This window comes from Aggregatimonas sangjinii (assembly GCF_005943945.1).
In the GTDB taxonomy this organism is placed as follows: Bacteria; Bacteroidota; Bacteroidia; order Flavobacteriales; family Flavobacteriaceae; genus Pelagihabitans; species Pelagihabitans sangjinii.
Genome location: NZ_CP040710.1, coordinates 3,877,168 through 3,896,417, shown reverse-complemented (window position 1 = coordinate 3,896,417; position 19,250 = coordinate 3,877,168). Strand labels below are relative to the sequence as shown.

Sequence of the window (19,250 nt, the reverse complement as noted above, 5' to 3'; positions counted from 1 at the left end):
AGTATGTTTTGAATATGCCTCTTCGCTTGAAGTAAGCTGTTTAAATGTCAGGTTTTACCCAGTGCCCTATCCTAGGGTTTGTACACAAGAAAGCCGATGGGCGAATCAATATCAATGGCCGATCCTGCGGCTCCTGCTATCCGACTGATATGTCGAACGAATAATTTATCATCGCTACCAACCGAGCCTTGCATAAACCCCGATACCCCACCGTTGTTATAAGGGGTTAATAGAGCTGTATAACCATCATCATAGGCCTCTCCTATAATTGTAATCTGATAATTTCCCGCTCTTATCCTATTTACGGTAAAGTTTCCACTGCCAGAGATTATACTACCGTCAGCTGCAATATTTCCATATGCGATGGGAACCATATTGGCCGCTCCGGTAGAAGGTCTATGAACTTCGCCAGAAGTACGGATATCACCACTAACATCCAGCTTTGATGCCGGGTCTGTAGTACCGATACCCACATTGCCAGCACCAGTAATCGTCAACCTGTCCGCAGCGCCATTATCGTTCGTAAACCAAAAGTTGAGTTTTGAATTTGTTGCCCCGCTAAAGCCATTTCGTGCGGTACCGGCAATATGCCACTGGGCTCCCGCATGAAATGTATTCTTAAAAGCCAAACGGGCGAAATCGTCGCCATCTTCATTCAAAACAAGTTGCGGAAAGGAGGTGGTGGAATTTGCCGCAATCTCCGTTCTTCCCGTGGGCACAAAGACACCAATGCCAACATTGCCACCTGTATAATTTATATCTTCATCTGCCTGGGACCATAGCGAACTACCGCTACTTCCAGCTCCAATGACCAAATTACCATCGGCATCGGCCATGACGTTTCGTGTTCCCACGCCATTTAGACTTGCTGAACTTATGGCCCCACCAACATACAAATCTTCAGCCGTCTCTATATTGCCAAGTCGGTCAAGAATAAGGTTTGACATCCCTCCATTACCAATTATAAAAGGACCTTCTTCGCGATTCGTGATTTGGGCCACTGGTCCAAAAAGCCCACCATCACTGAGGCCAATAACCAAGCCATCGCCGGATTCGGACCCATAAGCATCTACGGTATACTGGGTATAACTTTCCAGAGGGTCATGAATTTGATGTAGGCCATTGGGAATAATGCCTATACCCACTTTTCCCGTATCGTAATACACATCATCACCATCTTGGGACCATGCTGAACCTCCACCGCCGGAAAGACTACTCAGATCAACCGTATTCCCATCTTCTATTTCAAGTATGTTAGTAGCTGCATCATATGTTAGATTCTGATTATCGGTATCGACAACCCCTGAGGCGGCCAATTCGTCGATTGCCGCTTGCGCATCGGTGGCCGTTAATCCCGAGGCCGAATTATCGAACGGTACTTCTGCCGCGTTTTGGTCATCGGTACCACCCGGTGGAAGGATGGCCGAAAGGTCGATGGTAGATCCATCGCTGATGCTGAGGCCGGTACCGGACAGGCTGATGTCCTGTAACTCATTGGTTGGGTCTGTATCGGCATCGGTGCCTCCGCTTGGGATGGTAATCGTACCACCATCCGTAAGACTTATTTGGTTGCTTGTAGCATCAAAACTAATGGTCTGTAGCTCGTTGGTGGGATCGGCGTCGGCATCAATTGTACTGCTCCCCATCAGTTCGTCGATGGCCTCTTGTGTGTTTGTCGCCGTCAGGCCCGAAGCGGCATTATCGTAGGGCACCTCGTCGGCCTGTTGCGGCGCGTCGCCCGAACTAAGGGCATAGGGTACGGCCATCATTTCGGTGGTGCCGATTTCCGTTCCGTTCACCTGCACCGTTACGAAAGTAGCTTCATTTCCCCAGGGGATATTGTCAAAATTACCGGAGACACTATCTCCATTCCCGATCTTCACACTGAAAACCCCATTGGCATCTGTCGTAATGGAATGGTTTTCGGCATAGACGGCCGCCCCTGTAGCACTTCCCGTTTTAAGGGTGATACCAAGGGTCATATTTTCGTTGGCCATTAGCTGGTCGGCCCCATTGCGAGCTACGCCCTGATAGTTGATAAAGTTCTTTTGTAGTTCTTGGGCCATTGCGATTCCTGATACGAATATCGCTACCCATAGGATGAAGTACTTTTTTTTCATGATTTCCCGTTTTCCTTTGATGTGTGGCATTGTGAAAGGTTAACAGAAATTGGAAATTCTTACCAAAAAATTATCCAAAGAGCGCTTGTTGATAGACATGCTTTGGATTTGTTGAATAGATGTTGGAACTATGGTTTATTCTTTTGTGGATACCTCTTGTTGGTTGCGCAGTGCGATTAATTCATCTAATTGGGTTTTCAGAAGGCTTATTTCGGACTTGGTGTTTCTATGTTCACCCTGAAGCCGGGAAATCAGTTCTTGTTGATCCTGAATGGCTTTGATCAACACCGGTACCAATTCGGTATAGCTAATACTCAACATATCCTCGTCGTTGTCGGCACCATGCACTACCTCCTTGATCAGTGGTCGAACCTCTTGGGCGATAAGCCCTAATGCCCTTTGATCATTTTGCTTGTTCTTTTTCCAATAGTAGGCTTTGGGCGACAGTTGCATCACGGTTTCAAGACCGTAGGGGAGTGCTGTAATATCCCTTTTAAGACGGCGATCAGAGCTATGCGCTACCGCACCGTTGATAACGACATTCCCGTTGCCGTGCACCGAAATGATATTGCCTTCCGCTGAATTATAGATGTTGAATCGATCTTGGGCAACGGAATTGCCTACGTAGCCGGCCAGGTGCCAAAAACGGGAGCTGGAATTGGTCAATTCCAACCTTGCGTAATCATTTCCGACCTCTTGAAGCTTTAAGTGTGGTTTGCCGACCCTTGAATTCTCTCGAATATGCATCCAAGCATCGTTTTCTACTATGCCTCCTATCTTAAATTCGCCGGTATGCTGCATTTGAAAATTAACTCCTTGCGAAGAAGTCCCACCGCTTACCTTTCTTGACAGAAATACCAAATCCCCATTATCGTTATTTGTGTTCAATATCCATTGGTTTCCACTGAGACCGCCAAGTTGAAGCGTTCTACCGCCGTTCGTTCGTACGAATAATCCCCCCCGTGCGCTCATGCCTTCTTCGATACGTGCTCCTCCCGCAACATGAAGTTTAGTTTCCGGATCGGTGGTGCCAATGCCTACATCGCCATTGGCCGCTACGGTAAGCCTTGGTCTAGCCGTCGTCGTCAAATAGACTTTACCGGTCGCGTTCGAGCCAGAGGTGCCAAACTCTACGTCGTTATTACCATTAAACATGCCAATATAGCCGATTCGCCCTGCGGGATTGTTAAACCTGATCCAGCCACTACCGGAGCTTAGTGTCGATTTAATATGCAACAAATCAGAGGTTTCCCCAACTATTGCCAAGCGTGCTGAAGGGTCGTCAGTGCCAATTCCAACCTGGCCATTACTTCTATAGACAATATCTCCACTTTCTGTCCACAACGAAGCTCCGGTAGTGGTTGCGAGTTCATCTATAGCAGCCTGCGTATTTGTAGCCACAAGTCCGGAAGTGGTATTATCGAAAGGTACTTCCCCTGCATTCTGGTCATCGGTACCTCCCGGGGGTATAATGGGTGAAAGATCGACTCCCGTACCGTCCGTTATTTGTAAGGTGGTTCCGGAAAGCGATAGGTCCTGGTCATCGGTATCTACCAAGCCGCTCGTGGCCAGTTCGTCTATGGCGGCCTGTGCATTGGTAGCGACCAAACCCGAGGTGGTATTGTTAAAAGGCACTTCCGCCGCATTCTGGCTATCCGTACCTCCAGGGGGTATTATGGGTGAAAGATCGACTCCCGTACCGTCCGTTATCTGTGAAGTGGTCCCTGATAAGGAGAGGTCTTGATCATCGGTATCTACCAAACCGCTTGTGGCCAGTTCGTCTATGGCTGCCTGTGCATTGGTGGCGACCAAACCAGAGGTGGTATTATCAAAGGATACTTCTGCCGCATTCTGATCGTCGGTACCTCCGGGTGGGATTATGGCCGACAGGTCTATCGTCGAGCCTTCGCTAATACTCAGGTCGGTTCCGGAAAGGCTGATATCCTGTAACTCATTGGCTGGGTCGGCATCGGCATCGACTACGCCGCTGCCTACTAGTTCGTCGATGGCCTCTTGAGCATTGGTCGCGGTAAGTCCCGATACTGAATTGTCATACGGAACCTCATCAGCCTGTTGGGCGCCGTCTCCAGAACTTAGCGCATAGGGCACGGCCATTATCTCGGTAGATCCGACTTCCGAACCGTTCACCAAAACCGTTATAAATGTGGCATTACTTCCCCAAGGGATAGTGTTGTATTCCCCGGAAACCGTATCACCGTTCCCGATCTTAAGGCTGAATACACCATTAGCGTCGGTAACGATCGAATGGTTTTCGGCATAAGCGGCAGCCCCGGTTGCGCTCCCTATTTTTAGGGCAATACCGATGGTCATGCTTTCATTGGCCATGAGTTGACCGGCCCCATTGCGGGCGACGCCCTGGTAGTTGATAAAGTTTTTTTGTGTTTCCTGTGCGATGGTCATCCCCGAGACAAGAACCGCTAGCAAGAAGAGAATGTAGTTTATTTTCATGGCAGCAAATTTCGTATTCATAAAAACGGGGGATATTCCGGTTTTACCGGTATTGGCCAGTTTTTGTGATAAGAAGGATATCGTTCTACGATTTTATTCCAATCCACCTGCCTGGAGTTCATTTCATGGTTTATTTTTTAATGACTTTAAATAGCTTCTCTTCGGCTTCCCCTACTACAAAAATCTGCAAAACATACGCTCCTTTTGCCAGAATGCTAGCATCTATAAGGTGTTCCGTTTCAAATTCGTCCACTTTTTTCTGAAGTACCATACGACCTTCCATAGAAAAGAGGGCAATACCATACACTTTCGTGTTATTCGTGAAAATGTTGAGTTCCTCCTCTACAGGATTCGGAAAAATAATAATACCCCCTAAATTTTCCTTAGGGGTAAGTGGTTCTACAAAGAGGCTGCCTGCCCAAAAACCTTGGTCTAGGGCCAGATCATTTTCAACCATCCCGATAAGGGGTTCGCCAATAGTGGAATTCAAGTGAATTTCGCCGTTAGTCAGCGCTTCACCACCACTGGCCATAACCGTTTTGCTGATTGCTTGTGCGCTCGTAATGGCACAGATACCAAGCAGTACATACGTGGGTAGTAATTTCATCATATAGTTTTTTATGTTTTTCTTTTATGCATCAAAGCAGAAAAGGTTAACGATCACTTCAATTTCTTGAACCTTATGGGGGATATTTTAGGGGGAATCGCAAACGGAGCCTATACAATGAGGGAGTGAATTTTTTAGGTTGTAGCCGCGGTAAGCATTAGGATGACGGCAATAACCGCCATACCGAGTATTAAAAGTTTTTCCGTGTTGATTTTGTTCGTTTGCATCGTTTGGTTTTTTATGGTGCTATTCAGTTTTTAGAATTAGCTCGCCCTGCTTGTTCGCAATCACCTTCGCCATGGTTGTCCCCAGATTGAGTGCGTCCCCTGGAGCCAAATCATCACCTCGGTAAAATTGATCGGGCGGATAGAATCGCTTGTCAGTATACATTACGATGGTCGTATTCTTGCCGGGAACTATCCAATTTTCAGTTATGGTATAGGTACCCTTCAACACCCCAAGAAAAAATTTATGATGGGCGTATTTCTCCTCCAATTGCTTTTCTTTTAATTTTTGAAAGCTGGCATAGAGTTCTATTTGTTCTACGGCATCCAACTTTTCATTGACCACTACGATTATTTTTGCTTCTTTGGTAACCCGTTCTTGGGCAAATGATAGCCCGACGAACAAGAGCGTAATGAGGGGAACTTTAAATGGGACGAAAAGGAGTCGCATCGTTGTTTTTTATATCAGTTAAAATTATAGCGATTCTGCGCTGGTCAATAGTATTCATGTAACAAGCTATACTACATATGTAACAAATGGCTTTTATGCTACCGTTTGTGCATTGCACACCTCCTTTATTTTAAGGGGCTTGACCAAATACCACCTGTTAAAACGATGGATAGCGTTTATAGATATGCCTCCTGATTGCACCAATTGTTACAACCATGATATGCATTTTATGAGGCCATACCTTTCGACGAAACCGACCCATATATCGATTAGGAATCAATCAAGGGATTTCAAATACTCCGCAGGGGTTTTTTTGTAGATTTCCTTAAAGCATTTGATAAAGTAGGACGGGGTGTTGAAACCAACTGTATAGGCAACTTCGTTGATGGTCGCATCAGAGGTCTTCAAAATATGGACTGCCTGCTTTAAACGTTGCGAGCGAATAAAGGCCGAGGTAGAAAGCCCTGTAAACGCCATTAATTTTCGATGTAGCTGCATACGGCTCATGCCGACGGATTTGCAAAAAGATGCAACACTAAAATCGGGATCGGAAAGCTGTTCATCCAGTACCTTTTGTACACGATGGAAGAACAGGGTATCGGTGTGGGTTACGGCAATATCTTTCGCTTTAAGCACAACCTCTTGACTGTACCTGTTTCGCAGTCTTTTTCTAGAGGCAATTAGATTCTCTACCTTGGTTTCTAATATGCGTAATTTGAAGGGTTTGGTAATAAAATCGTCCGCACCCGACTGCAATCCCATTAATTCTTGTTCTTCACCCACACCTGCCGTTAGAAGAATGATTGGAATATGACTGGTGCGCTCGTCGGTTTTTAAGGTGTTGCACAGTTCAATACCATCGCAAACGGGCATGCGCACATCTGTTATGATTAGGTCTGGAACGACTTCCAAGGCTTTTTTGATACCGCTCCGGCCATTATTCGCCTCAATAAGGCGAAATTTGTTCTTCCATACCGATTTGATGAATTCCCGTACCTCTTTATGGTCCTCAACAAGCAGAAGTATGGGGAGTTCTTCATTATCCGGATTTTCTGAAGCGATCGGATGTACTTCAACTCCGTTGACCTCTAGGCCTAAAATAGGTTGGGCGGTTTCTGTAATGATTTCAACTTGACTCAGGTCGGGATAAACCTCTCGTTGAATGGGTAGGAACACCTGAAAATGGATGCTGTTCCCTTCCTCCATTTCCACGGTAATTTCGCCCTGATGTAAATGTACCAGCTCTTTGGTCAAGGATAGCCCCACTCCGGCACCTTCGGCGTGTTCGTCTTGCTGATAAAAGCGGGAAAACAGTTGTTCGATTTTGAGACCGGTTTCGGGAGCCACGGTATTTTTGACGCTTAGTTGTAGATGTCCATTCTTACAGCTTGCCTCCAATTGGCAATCGCCCCCTTCCTGTCCGTGCTTAAAAGCGTTGGAAAGCAGGTTGGTCACTATTTTTTCCAAGGCGTCCTCATCGTACCAAGCTGTATCCAGGTCGACCACCTTAACAGAATAAGAAATATCCCTTTGGGTTGCTCTGTAATCGAAGGCACTGGCAAGCATTTGTAGAAACAGGCCAAGATTACCTTCGGAAATTTTTAGCTTTAGCTTTCCTTTTTCAAGTTTAGCCAAATGCAACAATTGGTCAACCAGGGCGATCAATCTATTCGTATTGCGCTTGATCATCGAAAAGTTGGTGAAATCGGTTTCGCTTAGCGAGCCCTCGCTCAATTTCGCATCGACGGGGCCGGAAATAAGGGTTAAAGGGGTCCTGAATTCGTGGGATACGTCTGTGTACAATTTTGTCTTAAAATCGTTCAAACGTTGCAATCTTGCCGCCTCTTCCTGTTTTAATCGAAGGTTCAGCCGCATCCGCAGACGCCATTTCAGATAGCTGTAGATACCGTAGATACCGGTTAAAAACAACATAAAATATACAACTTTCGCCAGAGGCGTTAGATACCACGGAGAACGAATCGTGAATTCATAACTTTCGGCATTTTCGTTCCAAGCACCGTCATAGTTGCTCGATTTCACCTGAAATTCATAGGTTCCCGGGGGCAATTGGGAGTATCTGGCAAAATTGGTATTGCCTGCCTGTACCCAGTCTTTCTCATAGTTCAGCAAGCGGTATCGGTATTGATTTTTTTCGGGAAGAGAAAACTGCATGCTCGAAAACGAAAAAGTCACGGTGTTCTCCGTGTGCTTCAAATCAAGTTTTTTTGTTAAGGGGCGTGACTCGTTAAAAATCTGTAAACCCGTTATAGACGTCTTTGGCAATACATTGTTTTCCTTTAGGGTCGTAGGTTTAAACCAATAAAAGCCGTCAAGACCACCAAAATAAAGATTGCCAGAGCTGTCCTTATAATATGCGCCAGTATTGAACTCCGTGGCCAAGCCGTCGTAATTTGCATAATTTACGATTGAGGGCGTGTCATCAAGGGTATTGCCGGGTGCAAATTTGGTAATACCCTTGTTCGAACTGAGCCATAAATTCCGTTCCTCATCGGGGAGAATGCCATAGATTACATTATTCGCCAAACCGTCATCGATGGTGTAGGAGCGAAAAGAACTCTTCTTGGTGTCGAAGGCGCTTAGCCCCGCCCCGTTGGTTCCGATCCAGAGGATTCCATTAACATCTTCATACAACGACTTGATGTTATTGCTGGCAATGGAATTGGAGGATGAGGAGTGCCGATACCAAATAAAGGTTTCGGTGGTCGGATCAAATGAGGCGATACCTTCTTCTTCGGTTCCCAGCCATAACCTCCCATTTTTGCCGGAGGCGATCACCCGAACGTTGTTCCCGGGAGGCCCTTTTTCAGGTTCTTTCTGTGTCTTGTACTTTTTTAGTTCCCCTTTATCCTTATCGAACAGAATCAGGCCCTGCTCACGGGTCGCGAGCCAAAAGCGGTTTTGTTCATCCCTAAAAATATCCCAAATCGTTTCGGCCGATAAAGGTATCTTGCTTCGGGGCGAAAAGTGTGTAAATCGTTCTTGATCGTCAAAAATACTCAGTCCGTTCCCCTGACTTCCTATCCACAGATTATTGTCGGTATCGACCAGCAAACTCATCACCCTATCCGAAGGAATGGTATTTTCGGTCAGGCCGTTGGCCTTGAAGGCTTGCCAACTATTGGTTGCCGGTTCGTATCGCGTAAGGCCCTTGCCGGAAGTACCGATCCATATGGTTTCATTAGCATCCACTACCAAGGCACGCACCACATCTATATTAATGTTTTCAGGGGTTTGATAGTTGGTAAGCGAATTGAATTTTTCCAGATATTCGTCATAATAACTAATGCCCGCCCCGTCGGTACCAAACCAAAGCGTCCCGGAATAATCCTCATAAATACAGAGCACATCGTCGTAATGCAGGGTTTTGGGATCGTTTTCGGCAACTTTAAAATGTGAAATTTTGTGCAGTTTGAATTCGATCATGTAAAGTCCTCCGCCATAGGTAGCGATCCACAGTCGGTTTTTCTTGTCAAAATGCAAATCGGTAATGTTCAGGTCTGCAGGTAGCGGATCGGTAAAACCAAGTTGGTCTATTCGTTGATAAGCCGTTGCGTCCTGCTCTTTAAAATACAGACCATGACCAAAGGTCGAAAGCCACTCCGTGCCCTCTTTGTCAAATACGATATCACTAAAATTGGCGGTAATCGGCTCTCCGTAAATTGTTTTGATCGGTATGTTAAGGAGCTGGGCCGTCGTCGTATCGTAGGAAACGATTTCATTGTCTTTGGCGAGCATGAGGTTACCAAAAGAGTGCTGTGCAATGTTGTACACCGTACCTTGAATCGCGTCCGGCCCGAGTACTTGAAGCGGTTCACCTGCGTTATGCGGCAAGACGAAAAGCCCACTGGAATACGTACCGAACCAGGTGTTGAAAGCCCTATCCTGAAAAACCACACTTGCGTCATCAACAATGGGTATGGGCTCGAATCCTACAGGGTCCTTATTGTATTTATGGGGTATTTTGTTCTGTGGGATAATCCAAACTTCACCTTTCCGGTCCGTATAGACCTTGCCCAGGTTACTATAATCGGGCTTTGTAATGTCAACAAACGAGTACGGGAGCAGATTAAAATTTCGGCCATCATATCTGTTGAGCCCATCTTGCGTGGCGATCCAAAGGTAGCCTGTGCTATCTTGCGTAATCGATACTACGCTGTTTTGCGATAAGCCTTCCTTTACCGATAATTGGCGAAACGTTATTTGTGATTGAGGGTAAAGCAGACACAATCCCAAAAAACATATTAGGATTCCTATCCTCTTCCCAAGAATGGCTATGTTTTTGACTGGTTTCACCTACTCAAGGTACTACAATTCAAGTATATATAATATTTGCCGAACGGCACCGGGAAGTTTTGGTGTTCTAAGAGACTGTTTGGAAATATCTCGCTTATTTTCTTAGGGCCTCTTTTTGCGCCTTATTTCGTTAAAATTTTTGACCGTAGCGCTGCTATGCTCAAAAATTTTGCCTCATAATGCATCAAAAATAGACCATAACAATTCTAACGACATATTTCCAAACAGTCTCTAAGGCCGAAATCAAGATAAATGTCGCGCGGACTATAGGGTTTGTATGTGTAAATATAGAATCACATTGTCAGGCATACGACTTACGTGGATTTCGTCTTCACTAAAACCTGCTTTCTTTGCCAATTGTAACAATTGTGCTTCGGTGCGGTGAATGAGGTGCCAATCGCCTAAAATTTCCATATAGTCCCTACTGGGGTTATGGGCCTCATTATAATTGCCGATGACTATTTCACCTCCTTTCTTTTGCCAAGCGGCGAAACGCCTCAACAATTTGATAAAAGCCTTATCATTGAGATAATCGAATAGCCCTGCAGCCCAGATGAAATCGAACGATTCTTCGGTTTGATATCTAAAAATATTGGAGTGTACGTATTCGATTCGGTCTAACTGATTTTTATTCAATTCTTTGGAGAATTCGATGGCCTCTTCATCTATTTCAACACAAGTCGTATCAATATTTTGATCGGTTACCGAATCATAGAGTTCTTCCAATTCCCTACCAGATCCACTTATTATGTTCAGTACATTTAATCGAGAAACTGTTTTTGCCTTGGCTCGTACCATGTGTTTAAAATATTCTTTTCGGTTGCGTACGGCATCGGGAGCCCCGTTCTGCTGCACATATTGGTCCCAAATACCATATCGGGGATCGGCCGAAATATGATGGGTATAAATACGATCTAAGAAAAGATAATCGCCTGGGTACCCATTTGGTTTTAAGAAGCCCCGGCCATGAAGCGTATGCTCTAAAAATGTTCTTCCAAAGCTGTTATTGATTTCAGCGATTTCTTCTTTAGAAATCCTGCCTTGACGATATTCATAGCCCGTGATGGCCAATAGTTCATCCAATCGAAAAAAGTTGGTTTGCGACAACTGTTCGTTTTCGATAAATTCTTTTAATAAGGTAAGTCCAACGCTTTGGTAGGCAATATGCTGAAGTGGAATCATGATGGTCTATTTACAAGTGGGCGGTAATTATTTTGATTTGAGCACGAAGATGTTAAGGTAGCCAAGATCTATTGCACATGCACTGTGCAACTCTTTAAGCCATTTGTTCAATACGTATCCTAGGAGCAATACCAGTTCAATGCCGAGCAAAACAAGCGGATTGATATCCTTGACGATTGTAGATAAAGGTTCAGCGATTAGCAAGGTGGTGTTTAATAGTAGTGCGACGATAATAATTATGGATGTTTTCATGATATGGCTATTTATGTGATGCAAGTTATTTTTTTGACGATTTTGAAATTTCATGGTTTACCCTGAGTTTTCAAATTCAGGGTATTCCCTGAACTTCTTCAGAGAAGGTGTTTGCCAATTGAATTTTGTGGTTCACACACACTTCAATGGCTTTAAGTCGTAAAAGGTTAACGAACACTAAGCAGCGTTTGCTTACCCGGGGTTTTTAGGGGAGATTATGGAAGGGGAAGGGATAGAGAAGAATGGGTCAATTTTGGTTGTAAAAATAATTACTATGATGAATGAACTTAATAAGAATGTAAGGTTGGCCGCATAAACTTGTATAGAATGTATGAAATCAAATACCGTTTGCGATTGCCATGATTTCGAATGTGAAAGGCATTTTCGTGATAAATTTATGCGATGAGTTTCATAGCCTACCAAAAAGACGCCCTTCGAAAATGCATGTCGTTGTTCAACAGTGTTAAAGTTGGGTCGATACGGTGATTCCCATATCAAGTCTGCCTAGCGTTCAATTAAAGGTATACCTCCCTGAATAAATGATTTTTTCTCCTTCCGTATTACTTGGCGCCCCGGCGGTCAGGTCGAAGCTAAAGTTATTTTCACTGAGTTTGACGTTCGTAAAACTATCCGTACCGCAAACCCCGTCAAAACAGAGTTTATCGTTTCCGTCGAAAAACCAAGTCCATGTCAAGGATTCTTCCTCGGAATTCCGGATTGTTGTTAGCCCGGTGCCATCGGAATTGAAGGTAAACTCAAGGTTTTTATAGCTATCATTGACTTCGTTTTCAATCTCCTGATCCGTAATCGTGTCAGTTTCAGTTTTGGTCGCCCACGCCAATTCAAAGCTATTGAACGTCCATGGGGAGTTTGAAGTCAATTGCTCTACATTGCCCGGTTCCTCTTTAAGTAGCTCTTCTACGGAGCAGGAGGCGGAAAGTATAAGACTAAGAATGAGTATCGAAAGTATGGAATACTTTTTCATTTTTTTCTTTTTAATATTTTGTGATGTGCATTCTAATATGCCTAACGAGATTTTGAGTAGCAGTGCCTTCGGAATAAGTTAGGACTGTAGGCATACGATAATTTGCGAAGGCTGATGTATAACATCTTATTTTTCATATTCCTTTAAACCATTCCTCATATTTTTTACCCAAAATAGGTGCAGGTTTTTGCTTTCCGTTCATTGCATTCGTTAGCGCAATGACCCACATGTAGAGCAATACGAAAATCCCAAGGATGTTGATGATCCACCCTAATATCGGAATGACGCCTACAATGCCCAGTGCAAGGCCGGTTACAAAAAGTCCGACCGATTGGCGAATGTGATAATTCGCGAAATCCAATTTTTTATCGTTGTTCATGACGAAAGCGATTACGAGGCCTATGATAGTAACATAGGAGATTATCGCTATTTTTTTTGCGTCTTCGTGTACGTTTGCCGTCGCTGTGGTCTTTAATTTTGTTTTTGTGGTTTCCATTTACGTATAATTTAATTGTCTTTTATATCTGTGCTCTTTTTAAGAAAAGGTAAACATGATAAATACTATTTATTTGGTGATAGCACCCAGATAGTCGCGGGAACGGACAATTCGATGCATTATCTCTTACAAGGCGATTACCAATTATTAAAATCTTTGATAAAGGCATGGAACAACACCAAAATTGGATTTTGCCCATAGAATAAAGACCAACTACAAATGTGACTTGAACGGACGTTGTGTTGACCTTTTCTAAATTTGAGGCCGTCATTGGCGAAAATAAGGCTGGTATTCTTTTTTGTTGAATTTCGGATCAGCCGCACAACATTGCCGAAGAGCTAAAAGCCAAGCCCTTAATTGCTAAGGTTGCGCAGGGCTTCAAAATCCAATTCATTTATAAAGGACCAGGTTTCTTCAACATTAAAATTGTTGGCGACAACTTTAATCATGAAGCGGTCGTGTTTGGCGAAAGAGAGTTGCGTGTTATTCTTCTTTGGTATATAGGTTTGTTCAGCTCCTACGTCCCCAACGCTGACCGATTTCATGACCATTCCATCGACTTCCATGTCGGTTTTCAGTCTCCCATACGATTTATTTTTACTGGCATAGCCATTTCCTTCAGGACCTGCAGTATCCAATACCAAGAGTAGAATCGATTTCTTGGATTGTTCATCTAAATAGTTGCCTATTATCTGACTTGAGTTCTTAAACAAGGAAGGACCGGGTTTCGAAAAATCAAGTGGAAGTCCACCTAACCCTTTGGGTAACCAGGCTTCCAAAACGGAGTAGTTTAAGGGCGAGGTGTGCTTCAGATTTTCCAGGAAATCATCCTGTTTGTTATTTTTGCCCGCCATTTTATCATTTGCAACCATTTCTTTTTTCACTGGGCTTTCTTTCTTTGAAGTCCCATTGCAGGCACACACCAATACTAGTATTGAGAGAATCGAAATGAGTTGAATACTATTTTTCATGTGTATTGTCTTATTCGGCCAAATTAGCAAGTTCGTCCAAATTCAATTGCTTCGTTAAATTCCAAGTTTCGTCTACATTCATTTCGTAGGAATTGATGGTGACTAAAAAACGCTCTTCGAAAGCGAATAGTAATTGGGTATCGTTTGTCTTTTTCTTGTAGGTCTGTTGGGCGGTTATTCCGTCTTTGGTTACCGTTCGTTGGTGTTTGTATTCGTCTTCGGTTTCCATTTCCATTTTGCCGAACATACTGTACCCTGCGGCCATCATACTTCCTGTGGGCCCGGCACCATCTATGATCAATACGTTGAATTTTCTGTTCCCCTCGGTCTCCTTGTAGGTTCCCTCTACGGAATTCACTTGGTACATGCCCGTCTGGCCGATCTTAAAACCGGTTCGCTCTAAACCATCTAGGCTTTGCGGTAGCCATTCCTTAAGCTGCTCATTGGTCAAAGGAGTGGCGTCTTTGAATTTCTCGAGCTTGCCCTCTAGGCCTTGTACCTCTTTTACGAACGTGGTGGTGTTTGAAAGCCCATCCTTGGCTTTATTGAGCTTTTCCTTTACTTCTCCCATACATGAAGTGAGCACAATACTGAGCAACGGCACGATTACCATTTTAAGGTGTTCGGGTGTCTTGATGGTTGTTGGTTTTTTGACTTTCATATTTTTCAATTTTCTATATCTGCAACAAAATATACATCGGCTAGATAGGGCATCACATAATTTTGCCTAACGATTGTGCTAGGGAATAGTTGATCTTCTCCCAGATGATATCCATATCCGGTTACTTCGATTTCCCCGAAAATATCGGCCGGGAATATTATGGCTTGGGACGAATTGCCAAGTATCCTGTGGGAATTTGTATTAACCGTAATTAAATACTCTACGTCGGCCTGAACGGACACCGGCTCTGGCAAAGACTTCACACCACTCGGCCCTCCCGTGGCATCGGCTATCATTGTTCCAGTAGCTACGTCCCAAATGGTATAGCGCATTTCTGCCCCAAAAATGGTTCTAAAACCAAGGAATTTTCCATTCTTTTTCGGCTTAACGATACAGCCGATTTCATATTTAGTCGGTCCTGCTTGTGTTTCTTCATCTAGCAGTTCGGATTCCGAAAATTCGGTGACAGGGGTGGTTGTTATGAACACCTTCGCTGGATGAACGGCTTTTTCTTCGCCTACCCATAGCACCAATGAACCCCCTTGAGCATCTTCGGGAATTGTGGCATGTATTCCATCCGGCTGAAATTCCAATTCACATTCCTTGCCATTCAACGTCACCCTCATCTCTGAAACATCCGGACTGAAGTAGGCGCCCGAAATCTCTAATTCCCTGCCTCTTCGCACAAGGTCACCCGCTTCGAAGTTTGAAAAATCGGAAAACCCATCGATGGAATTGATAATAGGGGTTTTATTGCTCACCGTGATTTCATCCTTGGCTTCTTTCTCGCCATCGAATACCGTTAGTTCCACTACATAGTTTCCGGCCTTGTCCAAGTCAAAATTGGCCTGTTCGGCCGTACTTCCGGAAATTTCCGCGATGCTACCCGTAGGCTTACTTTTTATAGTCCACTTATAAGTAAGTTCATTCCCGTCGGAATCGTTCGAATCGATGCCATTAAGATTTACAGTGCTCCCGATTTCCACTTTTTGGTCCGGACCCGCGTCGGCTACGGGAACTTGGTTGACGGGTGGCGGATCGTTCTTTGGCCCATCGTCCTTACTGCATGAGAATAGGGTGATCATTATGACTGTCGTTGCTATTCTTAACGTTAGGTTTTTCATCGTAAAAGTTATTTAAAAGTTCGTAGTGTACTAATCGCAACCTTCCCGGTCTACTTCGGCCTTCGCTTCGTTGATCGCATCGTTGATTTCGGCTTTGCTGGCCGTGGGTACACAACCTGCGACTTCCTTTAAGGCGTCTAAATAGTTTTTGGCGGCCGCTTTGTACTCACTGCACTTGGTCGGAGTGGGATCTTCGCTGTAGGAGGTAGCGGCATTCGACCAGGCCACCAGTTCATCCGCATACTGCTCCGCCCAGTTTCCACCGAAGCAGTCTCCTAGAGGGTTTAACACGCTGTCTTTTCCACAACCGTACATTAGAAGTATGGCCGCGCTAAAGCTCATAAGTAGAAGTTTTGATTTTGTTATTTTTCTTTTTGTAATTGTTCTCATGATTTCTTGTTTTTATGGGTTGTTATTAAATTTTTATAAGCGCTACTCGGCGATCGTTCGCCTTCAAGGTCGTTCCCTAGTCTCTCCCAAGGAGGGAATTACCTTCGTGTTCTTATTTTTTATTTCTAGAATTATCACTTTAATATTCTCGATAGGTCTCGGTGGTTATATTTTGACAAACTCTACCCTCCGATTGTTGGCCTTTCCCTCCGGGGATGCATTGTCTGAGACCGGCACACTTTCGCCCATGCCCTTAATTGTCATTTTTGTAGTATCGATCCCAGAATTTATCAAGGCTTCTTTTACCGCGGCAGCTCGTTGCTCGGAGAGTTGAAGATTAAAAGTATCTTCTCCATCGCTATCGGTATGTCCTTCAATACGGAACTTCAAATCGGGATGCTCTTGCATCATATTGGCGACTTCGTTGATCACCCCCATCGAACTCGGTTTTAAGGTAGCTTTATTCACATCGAAGAGTATACCGCGGGTCACAAACTTGCCATCGGCCATGATACGGTCGTACAACTTTTTACCACCTTCGGCTACGCGAATATTTTTGATGGCCATGGTTTTTCCGTCCGGATCGTGCTGTGCCGCTCCGATGCTGAAGAGTTGCGGCTTGTACCCATAGTTGGGAATGTTCAGGGCGCGGTAGTCGTCCACAAAAACCTTAAGGCTGCGTTTGTTGAACGAGATGGCAATATGTTTCCAGCCCGATTTTTCGCCCACGGTTTCGCTATGGGCGTCGTATTTTTTAGGATTGTTCGCGATACGTGTATGGGTGGTCGCCCCGTCTTTATATACTTTGACCGGATGAAAGACGTCTTCCCCCTGGCTTTTGTAATTGTTGCCTTGCCAAAAGCGGATGTCATATGATTGCCAGCTAGCGTACCCTTCGTTGAAATAGGCATCGAATTCAATAGTAAAGACCTCGGGAAGGTAATTTTCCTTGTCCATCAAAGGATTGATGATAGTCTTGTTTTCCATACGAATGATGTTTTCCGCACCTTTTTTAGCGTTTTCGGCATTTCCTTGCGAGAGGTCCCACCGAGAAGGAAACTCTCCGTTTTCCTCGCCGCCCAAATCGTCATCGAAAATGATTTTGTCACCGGGTACGAAATTGTATTTAGACCATGTTTTGGCTTCGGGGGCATCGGTTATTTCAGGTTGTTCATGGGTATTTGTTTCACTGGGGCTATTGACTGGCCCCTCGTTTTTGGCCACCTCTTGGTTCTTGTTCTTTTTTGTTTTCTTTTTCTTTTTGCCGTTGCCTAGAATAGTGTCCATAGCTTTTTCGGTTTCTTTGCTGACTTTTTGTTCGGTTTTTCTGGTCACGGCACGCTCGGCGGCCTTTTCTGCGCTTTTACCCAATTTTTTGAAGAATTGGGCCTGTGTGGTACTTCCTATAAAGAGGAATGCCAAGGCAATGAATAATGTTCTTGTTTTCATGATACTTTGTTTTGAATTGTGTTACGACCATTAGTACCAAGAGTTTTAAAAGGTAAACACCAAAAGCAAAAAACCCGATAACAGTGCTGTTATCAGGTTTTTCCTCAAACTAACTCAAAACAATTTTATACTATTGGATTAGGCTAAAATGGTCCATAACTTCCTCGTAGGCCATTTTTTGGAAATCTACAGTAGATTTGCTGGTCGTCGTAACGCCCGCTGGTATAATAATATATCTATAAGAGATTAAAATCGTATCTAAAGCAGTAATTATGTTGTTATCAGATCTGCTCAGGAAAAAACGAATTTGCCCAAGGTCGGAGATTTCATATTCATGGCTCCATACATTATCTATTTCGGCCGGCAGTTGTCTTAATAGGCCACCTAAACCAACACCTACTTTCACGTATAAAAGAATAGCAGCACCATTCTTAACCTCTTGTGTCATTTCAGGAACTTCTTTTACCGCAATTCCGGAAGTGCCGTTATTTTCAAAATTCCATTCCGAATGATCGAATAAAAACCAGGGCGAGGCTATGACGTTGGCATTTCCGTTCTGACCATCAACACCGTCGCTACCGTCTAGCCCGTCCTGACCTGCGGGTCCGGTAGGACCGATTGCACCATCTTCGCCTTTTGAGCAACAAACTAAGGCAGTACATGTTATAACTACGATTACATAACTTATTTTGCGTTTCAAATCTTCCATTTTTCTATTTTAAGGATTATACAGCCATTTGTACCCCATCCTTCAAAAAGTAAACATGCCTGAAAGAAAAAGTCAAGGAACAAGAAAAACCGTTACTCCTTAGTGTAAAGTGATAGCGGTTTTTTAATTCGATTATTTTTTTCAGCTGATGATGGCAGCGTTCTTTTTCCAGAAAAGCCCTTCGACTTTAATCCGCTCTCCATTGGTATTGACGATAAAAATATCAACTTCTACCACGATGCCAATGCTCACATTGTCGACCAATACATCGGATTTTGTGGTTATGGTTCCTGTGGCGTTCGTATAGGGGTCAAACTCATCATCATCCCCTCTTGAATCAAACCAAAACTCAGTTTCCAGTTTTTGTAGGTTACCTGTTTGCTGTAAGGTCAGCCGTTGCGTGCGTAAGGTATGTTGCCCGTTTATTTCATTCTCCCAAGACACGGTTTTGGGGATACTATATTTGAAATCAAAGCGAAGGTTATCGTTTCCGCCATGAAGGCCTATCGAATAATCGCTGTCGAGCAGGGAATTGAAAAATACGCCAAAAACCGAACTGCTTTTTTCCGTGACTACCGTGCCATCGGGATAGGTAAGTTTAAAATTGAAACCGTCATCGGTAACTATAAAACCTATGCCGCTAAGATCGCGTTGCTCTGGTTCATCATCCGTAGTACATGCTACAAGGGTCATTACGAGTAGAAATAACCATACTTTCATAAAATTTTTCATTTTCCGATTATTTAAGAATTATATGACCATTGGTGATCACTTTCTCAAAAAGTAAACATTACCCTACTTGAAATTTTAACTTATCTTGTGTTTACTTCTTAAAAAAAACCGCAT

The 19,250-nt window shown here is 44.0% G+C and carries 16 protein-coding genes; all 16 read right to left on the bottom strand.

Annotation, left to right across the window (positions count from 1 at the left end; all coding sequences use genetic code 11):
• Positions 1 to 71 precede the first annotated feature (71 nt).
• A complete protein-coding gene (locus FGM00_RS16335; RefSeq protein WP_138853938.1) occupies positions 72 to 2,120 on the bottom strand; it encodes a hypothetical protein in 2,049 nt (682 codons plus the stop codon).
• Between the two features lie 135 nt (positions 2,121 to 2,255).
• Entirely contained in the window at positions 2,256 to 4,589 is a 2,334-nt protein-coding gene (locus tag FGM00_RS16330; RefSeq protein ID WP_175416256.1) for a tail fiber domain-containing protein, read from the bottom strand.
• Positions 4,590 to 4,719: 130 nt separating this feature from the next.
• Entirely contained in the window at positions 4,720 to 5,199 is a 480-nt protein-coding gene (locus FGM00_RS16325) for a T9SS type A sorting domain-containing protein (RefSeq protein WP_138853936.1), read from the bottom strand.
• Between the two features lie 243 nt (positions 5,200 to 5,442).
• The gene (locus FGM00_RS16320) at positions 5,443 to 5,871 is read right to left on the bottom strand and encodes a hypothetical protein (protein WP_138853935.1); all 429 of its coding nucleotides are present in this window, start codon (positions 5,869 to 5,871) and stop codon (positions 5,443 to 5,445) included.
• Between the two features lie 276 nt (positions 5,872 to 6,147).
• A complete protein-coding gene (locus tag FGM00_RS16315) occupies positions 6,148 to 10,125 on the bottom strand; it encodes a two-component regulator propeller domain-containing protein (RefSeq protein WP_175416255.1) in 3,978 nt (1,325 codons plus the stop codon).
• 324 nt (positions 10,126 to 10,449) lie between these two features.
• On the bottom strand, positions 10,450 to 11,367 hold the full coding sequence (locus tag FGM00_RS16310; protein WP_138853933.1) for a class I SAM-dependent methyltransferase: 918 nt from the start codon (positions 11,365 to 11,367) through the stop codon (positions 10,450 to 10,452).
• A 27-nt stretch (positions 11,368 to 11,394) separates the two neighbouring features.
• Entirely contained in the window at positions 11,395 to 11,619 is a 225-nt protein-coding gene (locus FGM00_RS16305; protein ID WP_138853932.1) for a hypothetical protein, read from the bottom strand.
• A 511-nt stretch (positions 11,620 to 12,130) separates the two neighbouring features.
• Positions 12,131 to 12,604: a hypothetical protein gene (locus tag FGM00_RS16300; RefSeq protein ID WP_138853931.1), complete on the bottom strand. Its 474-nt coding sequence runs from the start codon at positions 12,602 to 12,604 to the stop codon at positions 12,131 to 12,133.
• A 133-nt stretch (positions 12,605 to 12,737) separates the two neighbouring features.
• Positions 12,738 to 13,100 carry a DUF4870 domain-containing protein gene (locus tag FGM00_RS16295; RefSeq protein ID WP_138853930.1) on the bottom strand — a complete coding sequence of 121 codons (363 nt, stop codon included), beginning with the start codon at positions 13,098 to 13,100 and terminating at the stop codon, positions 12,738 to 12,740.
• A gap of 353 nt (positions 13,101 to 13,453) precedes the next feature.
• Positions 13,454 to 14,071, bottom strand: a complete 618-nt coding sequence (locus tag FGM00_RS16290; RefSeq protein WP_138853929.1) for a hypothetical protein — start codon at positions 14,069 to 14,071, stop codon at positions 13,454 to 13,456.
• 10 nt (positions 14,072 to 14,081) lie between these two features.
• Positions 14,082 to 14,732: a hypothetical protein gene (locus tag FGM00_RS16285; RefSeq protein WP_138853928.1), complete on the bottom strand. Its 651-nt coding sequence runs from the start codon at positions 14,730 to 14,732 to the stop codon at positions 14,082 to 14,084.
• 5 nt (positions 14,733 to 14,737) lie between these two features.
• Positions 14,738 to 15,856 (bottom strand): PKD domain-containing protein, encoded by a 1,119-nt coding sequence (locus FGM00_RS16280; protein ID WP_138853927.1) that lies wholly within the window; start codon positions 15,854 to 15,856, stop codon positions 14,738 to 14,740.
• Between the two features lie 30 nt (positions 15,857 to 15,886).
• Complete coding sequence (locus tag FGM00_RS16275) at positions 15,887 to 16,246, bottom strand: hypothetical protein (RefSeq protein ID WP_138853926.1); 360 nt, start codon at positions 16,244 to 16,246, stop codon at positions 15,887 to 15,889.
• Positions 16,247 to 16,411: 165 nt separating this feature from the next.
• The gene (locus FGM00_RS16270) at positions 16,412 to 17,695 is read right to left on the bottom strand and encodes an OmpA family protein (RefSeq protein WP_138853925.1); all 1,284 of its coding nucleotides are present in this window, start codon (positions 17,693 to 17,695) and stop codon (positions 16,412 to 16,414) included.
• Positions 17,696 to 17,825: 130 nt separating this feature from the next.
• Positions 17,826 to 18,404 carry a collagen-like protein gene (locus FGM00_RS16265; RefSeq protein ID WP_138853924.1) on the bottom strand — a complete coding sequence of 193 codons (579 nt, stop codon included), beginning with the start codon at positions 18,402 to 18,404 and terminating at the stop codon, positions 17,826 to 17,828.
• Positions 18,405 to 18,545: 141 nt separating this feature from the next.
• Positions 18,546 to 19,136 carry a hypothetical protein gene (locus tag FGM00_RS16260; protein ID WP_138853923.1) on the bottom strand — a complete coding sequence of 197 codons (591 nt, stop codon included), beginning with the start codon at positions 19,134 to 19,136 and terminating at the stop codon, positions 18,546 to 18,548.
• Positions 19,137 to 19,250 lie beyond the last annotated feature (114 nt).

Coding starts and splice junctions, on each gene's coding strand:
- FGM00_RS16305 (WP_138853932.1), bottom strand. CDS start 11,619: ATGAAAACATCCATAATTATTATCGTCGCACTACTATTAAACACCACC.
- FGM00_RS16290 (WP_138853929.1), bottom strand. CDS start 14,071: ATGAAAAATAGTATTCAACTCATTTCGATTCTCTCAATACTAGTATTG.
- FGM00_RS16325 (WP_138853936.1), bottom strand. CDS start 5,199: ATGATGAAATTACTACCCACGTATGTACTGCTTGGTATCTGTGCCATT.
- FGM00_RS16320 (WP_138853935.1), bottom strand. CDS start 5,871: ATGCGACTCCTTTTCGTCCCATTTAAAGTTCCCCTCATTACGCTCTTG.
- FGM00_RS16270 (WP_138853925.1), bottom strand. CDS start 17,695: ATGAAAACAAGAACATTATTCATTGCCTTGGCATTCCTCTTTATAGGA.
- FGM00_RS16265 (WP_138853924.1), bottom strand. CDS start 18,404: ATGGAAGATTTGAAACGCAAAATAAGTTATGTAATCGTAGTTATAACA.
- FGM00_RS16330 (WP_175416256.1), bottom strand. CDS start 4,589: ATGAAAATAAACTACATTCTCTTCTTGCTAGCGGTTCTTGTCTCGGGG.
- FGM00_RS16295 (WP_138853930.1), bottom strand. CDS start 13,100: ATGGAAACCACAAAAACAAAATTAAAGACCACAGCGACGGCAAACGTA.
- FGM00_RS16300 (WP_138853931.1), bottom strand. CDS start 12,604: ATGAAAAAGTATTCCATACTTTCGATACTCATTCTTAGTCTTATACTT.
- FGM00_RS16260 (WP_138853923.1), bottom strand. CDS start 19,136: ATGAAAAATTTTATGAAAGTATGGTTATTTCTACTCGTAATGACCCTT.
- FGM00_RS16275 (WP_138853926.1), bottom strand. CDS start 16,246: ATGAGAACAATTACAAAAAGAAAAATAACAAAATCAAAACTTCTACTT.
- FGM00_RS16335 (WP_138853938.1), bottom strand. CDS start 2,120: ATGAAAAAAAAGTACTTCATCCTATGGGTAGCGATATTCGTATCAGGA.
- FGM00_RS16280 (WP_138853927.1), bottom strand. CDS start 15,856: ATGAAAAACCTAACGTTAAGAATAGCAACGACAGTCATAATGATCACC.
- FGM00_RS16285 (WP_138853928.1), bottom strand. CDS start 14,732: ATGAAAGTCAAAAAACCAACAACCATCAAGACACCCGAACACCTTAAA.
- FGM00_RS16310 (WP_138853933.1), bottom strand. CDS start 11,367: ATGATTCCACTTCAGCATATTGCCTACCAAAGCGTTGGACTTACCTTA.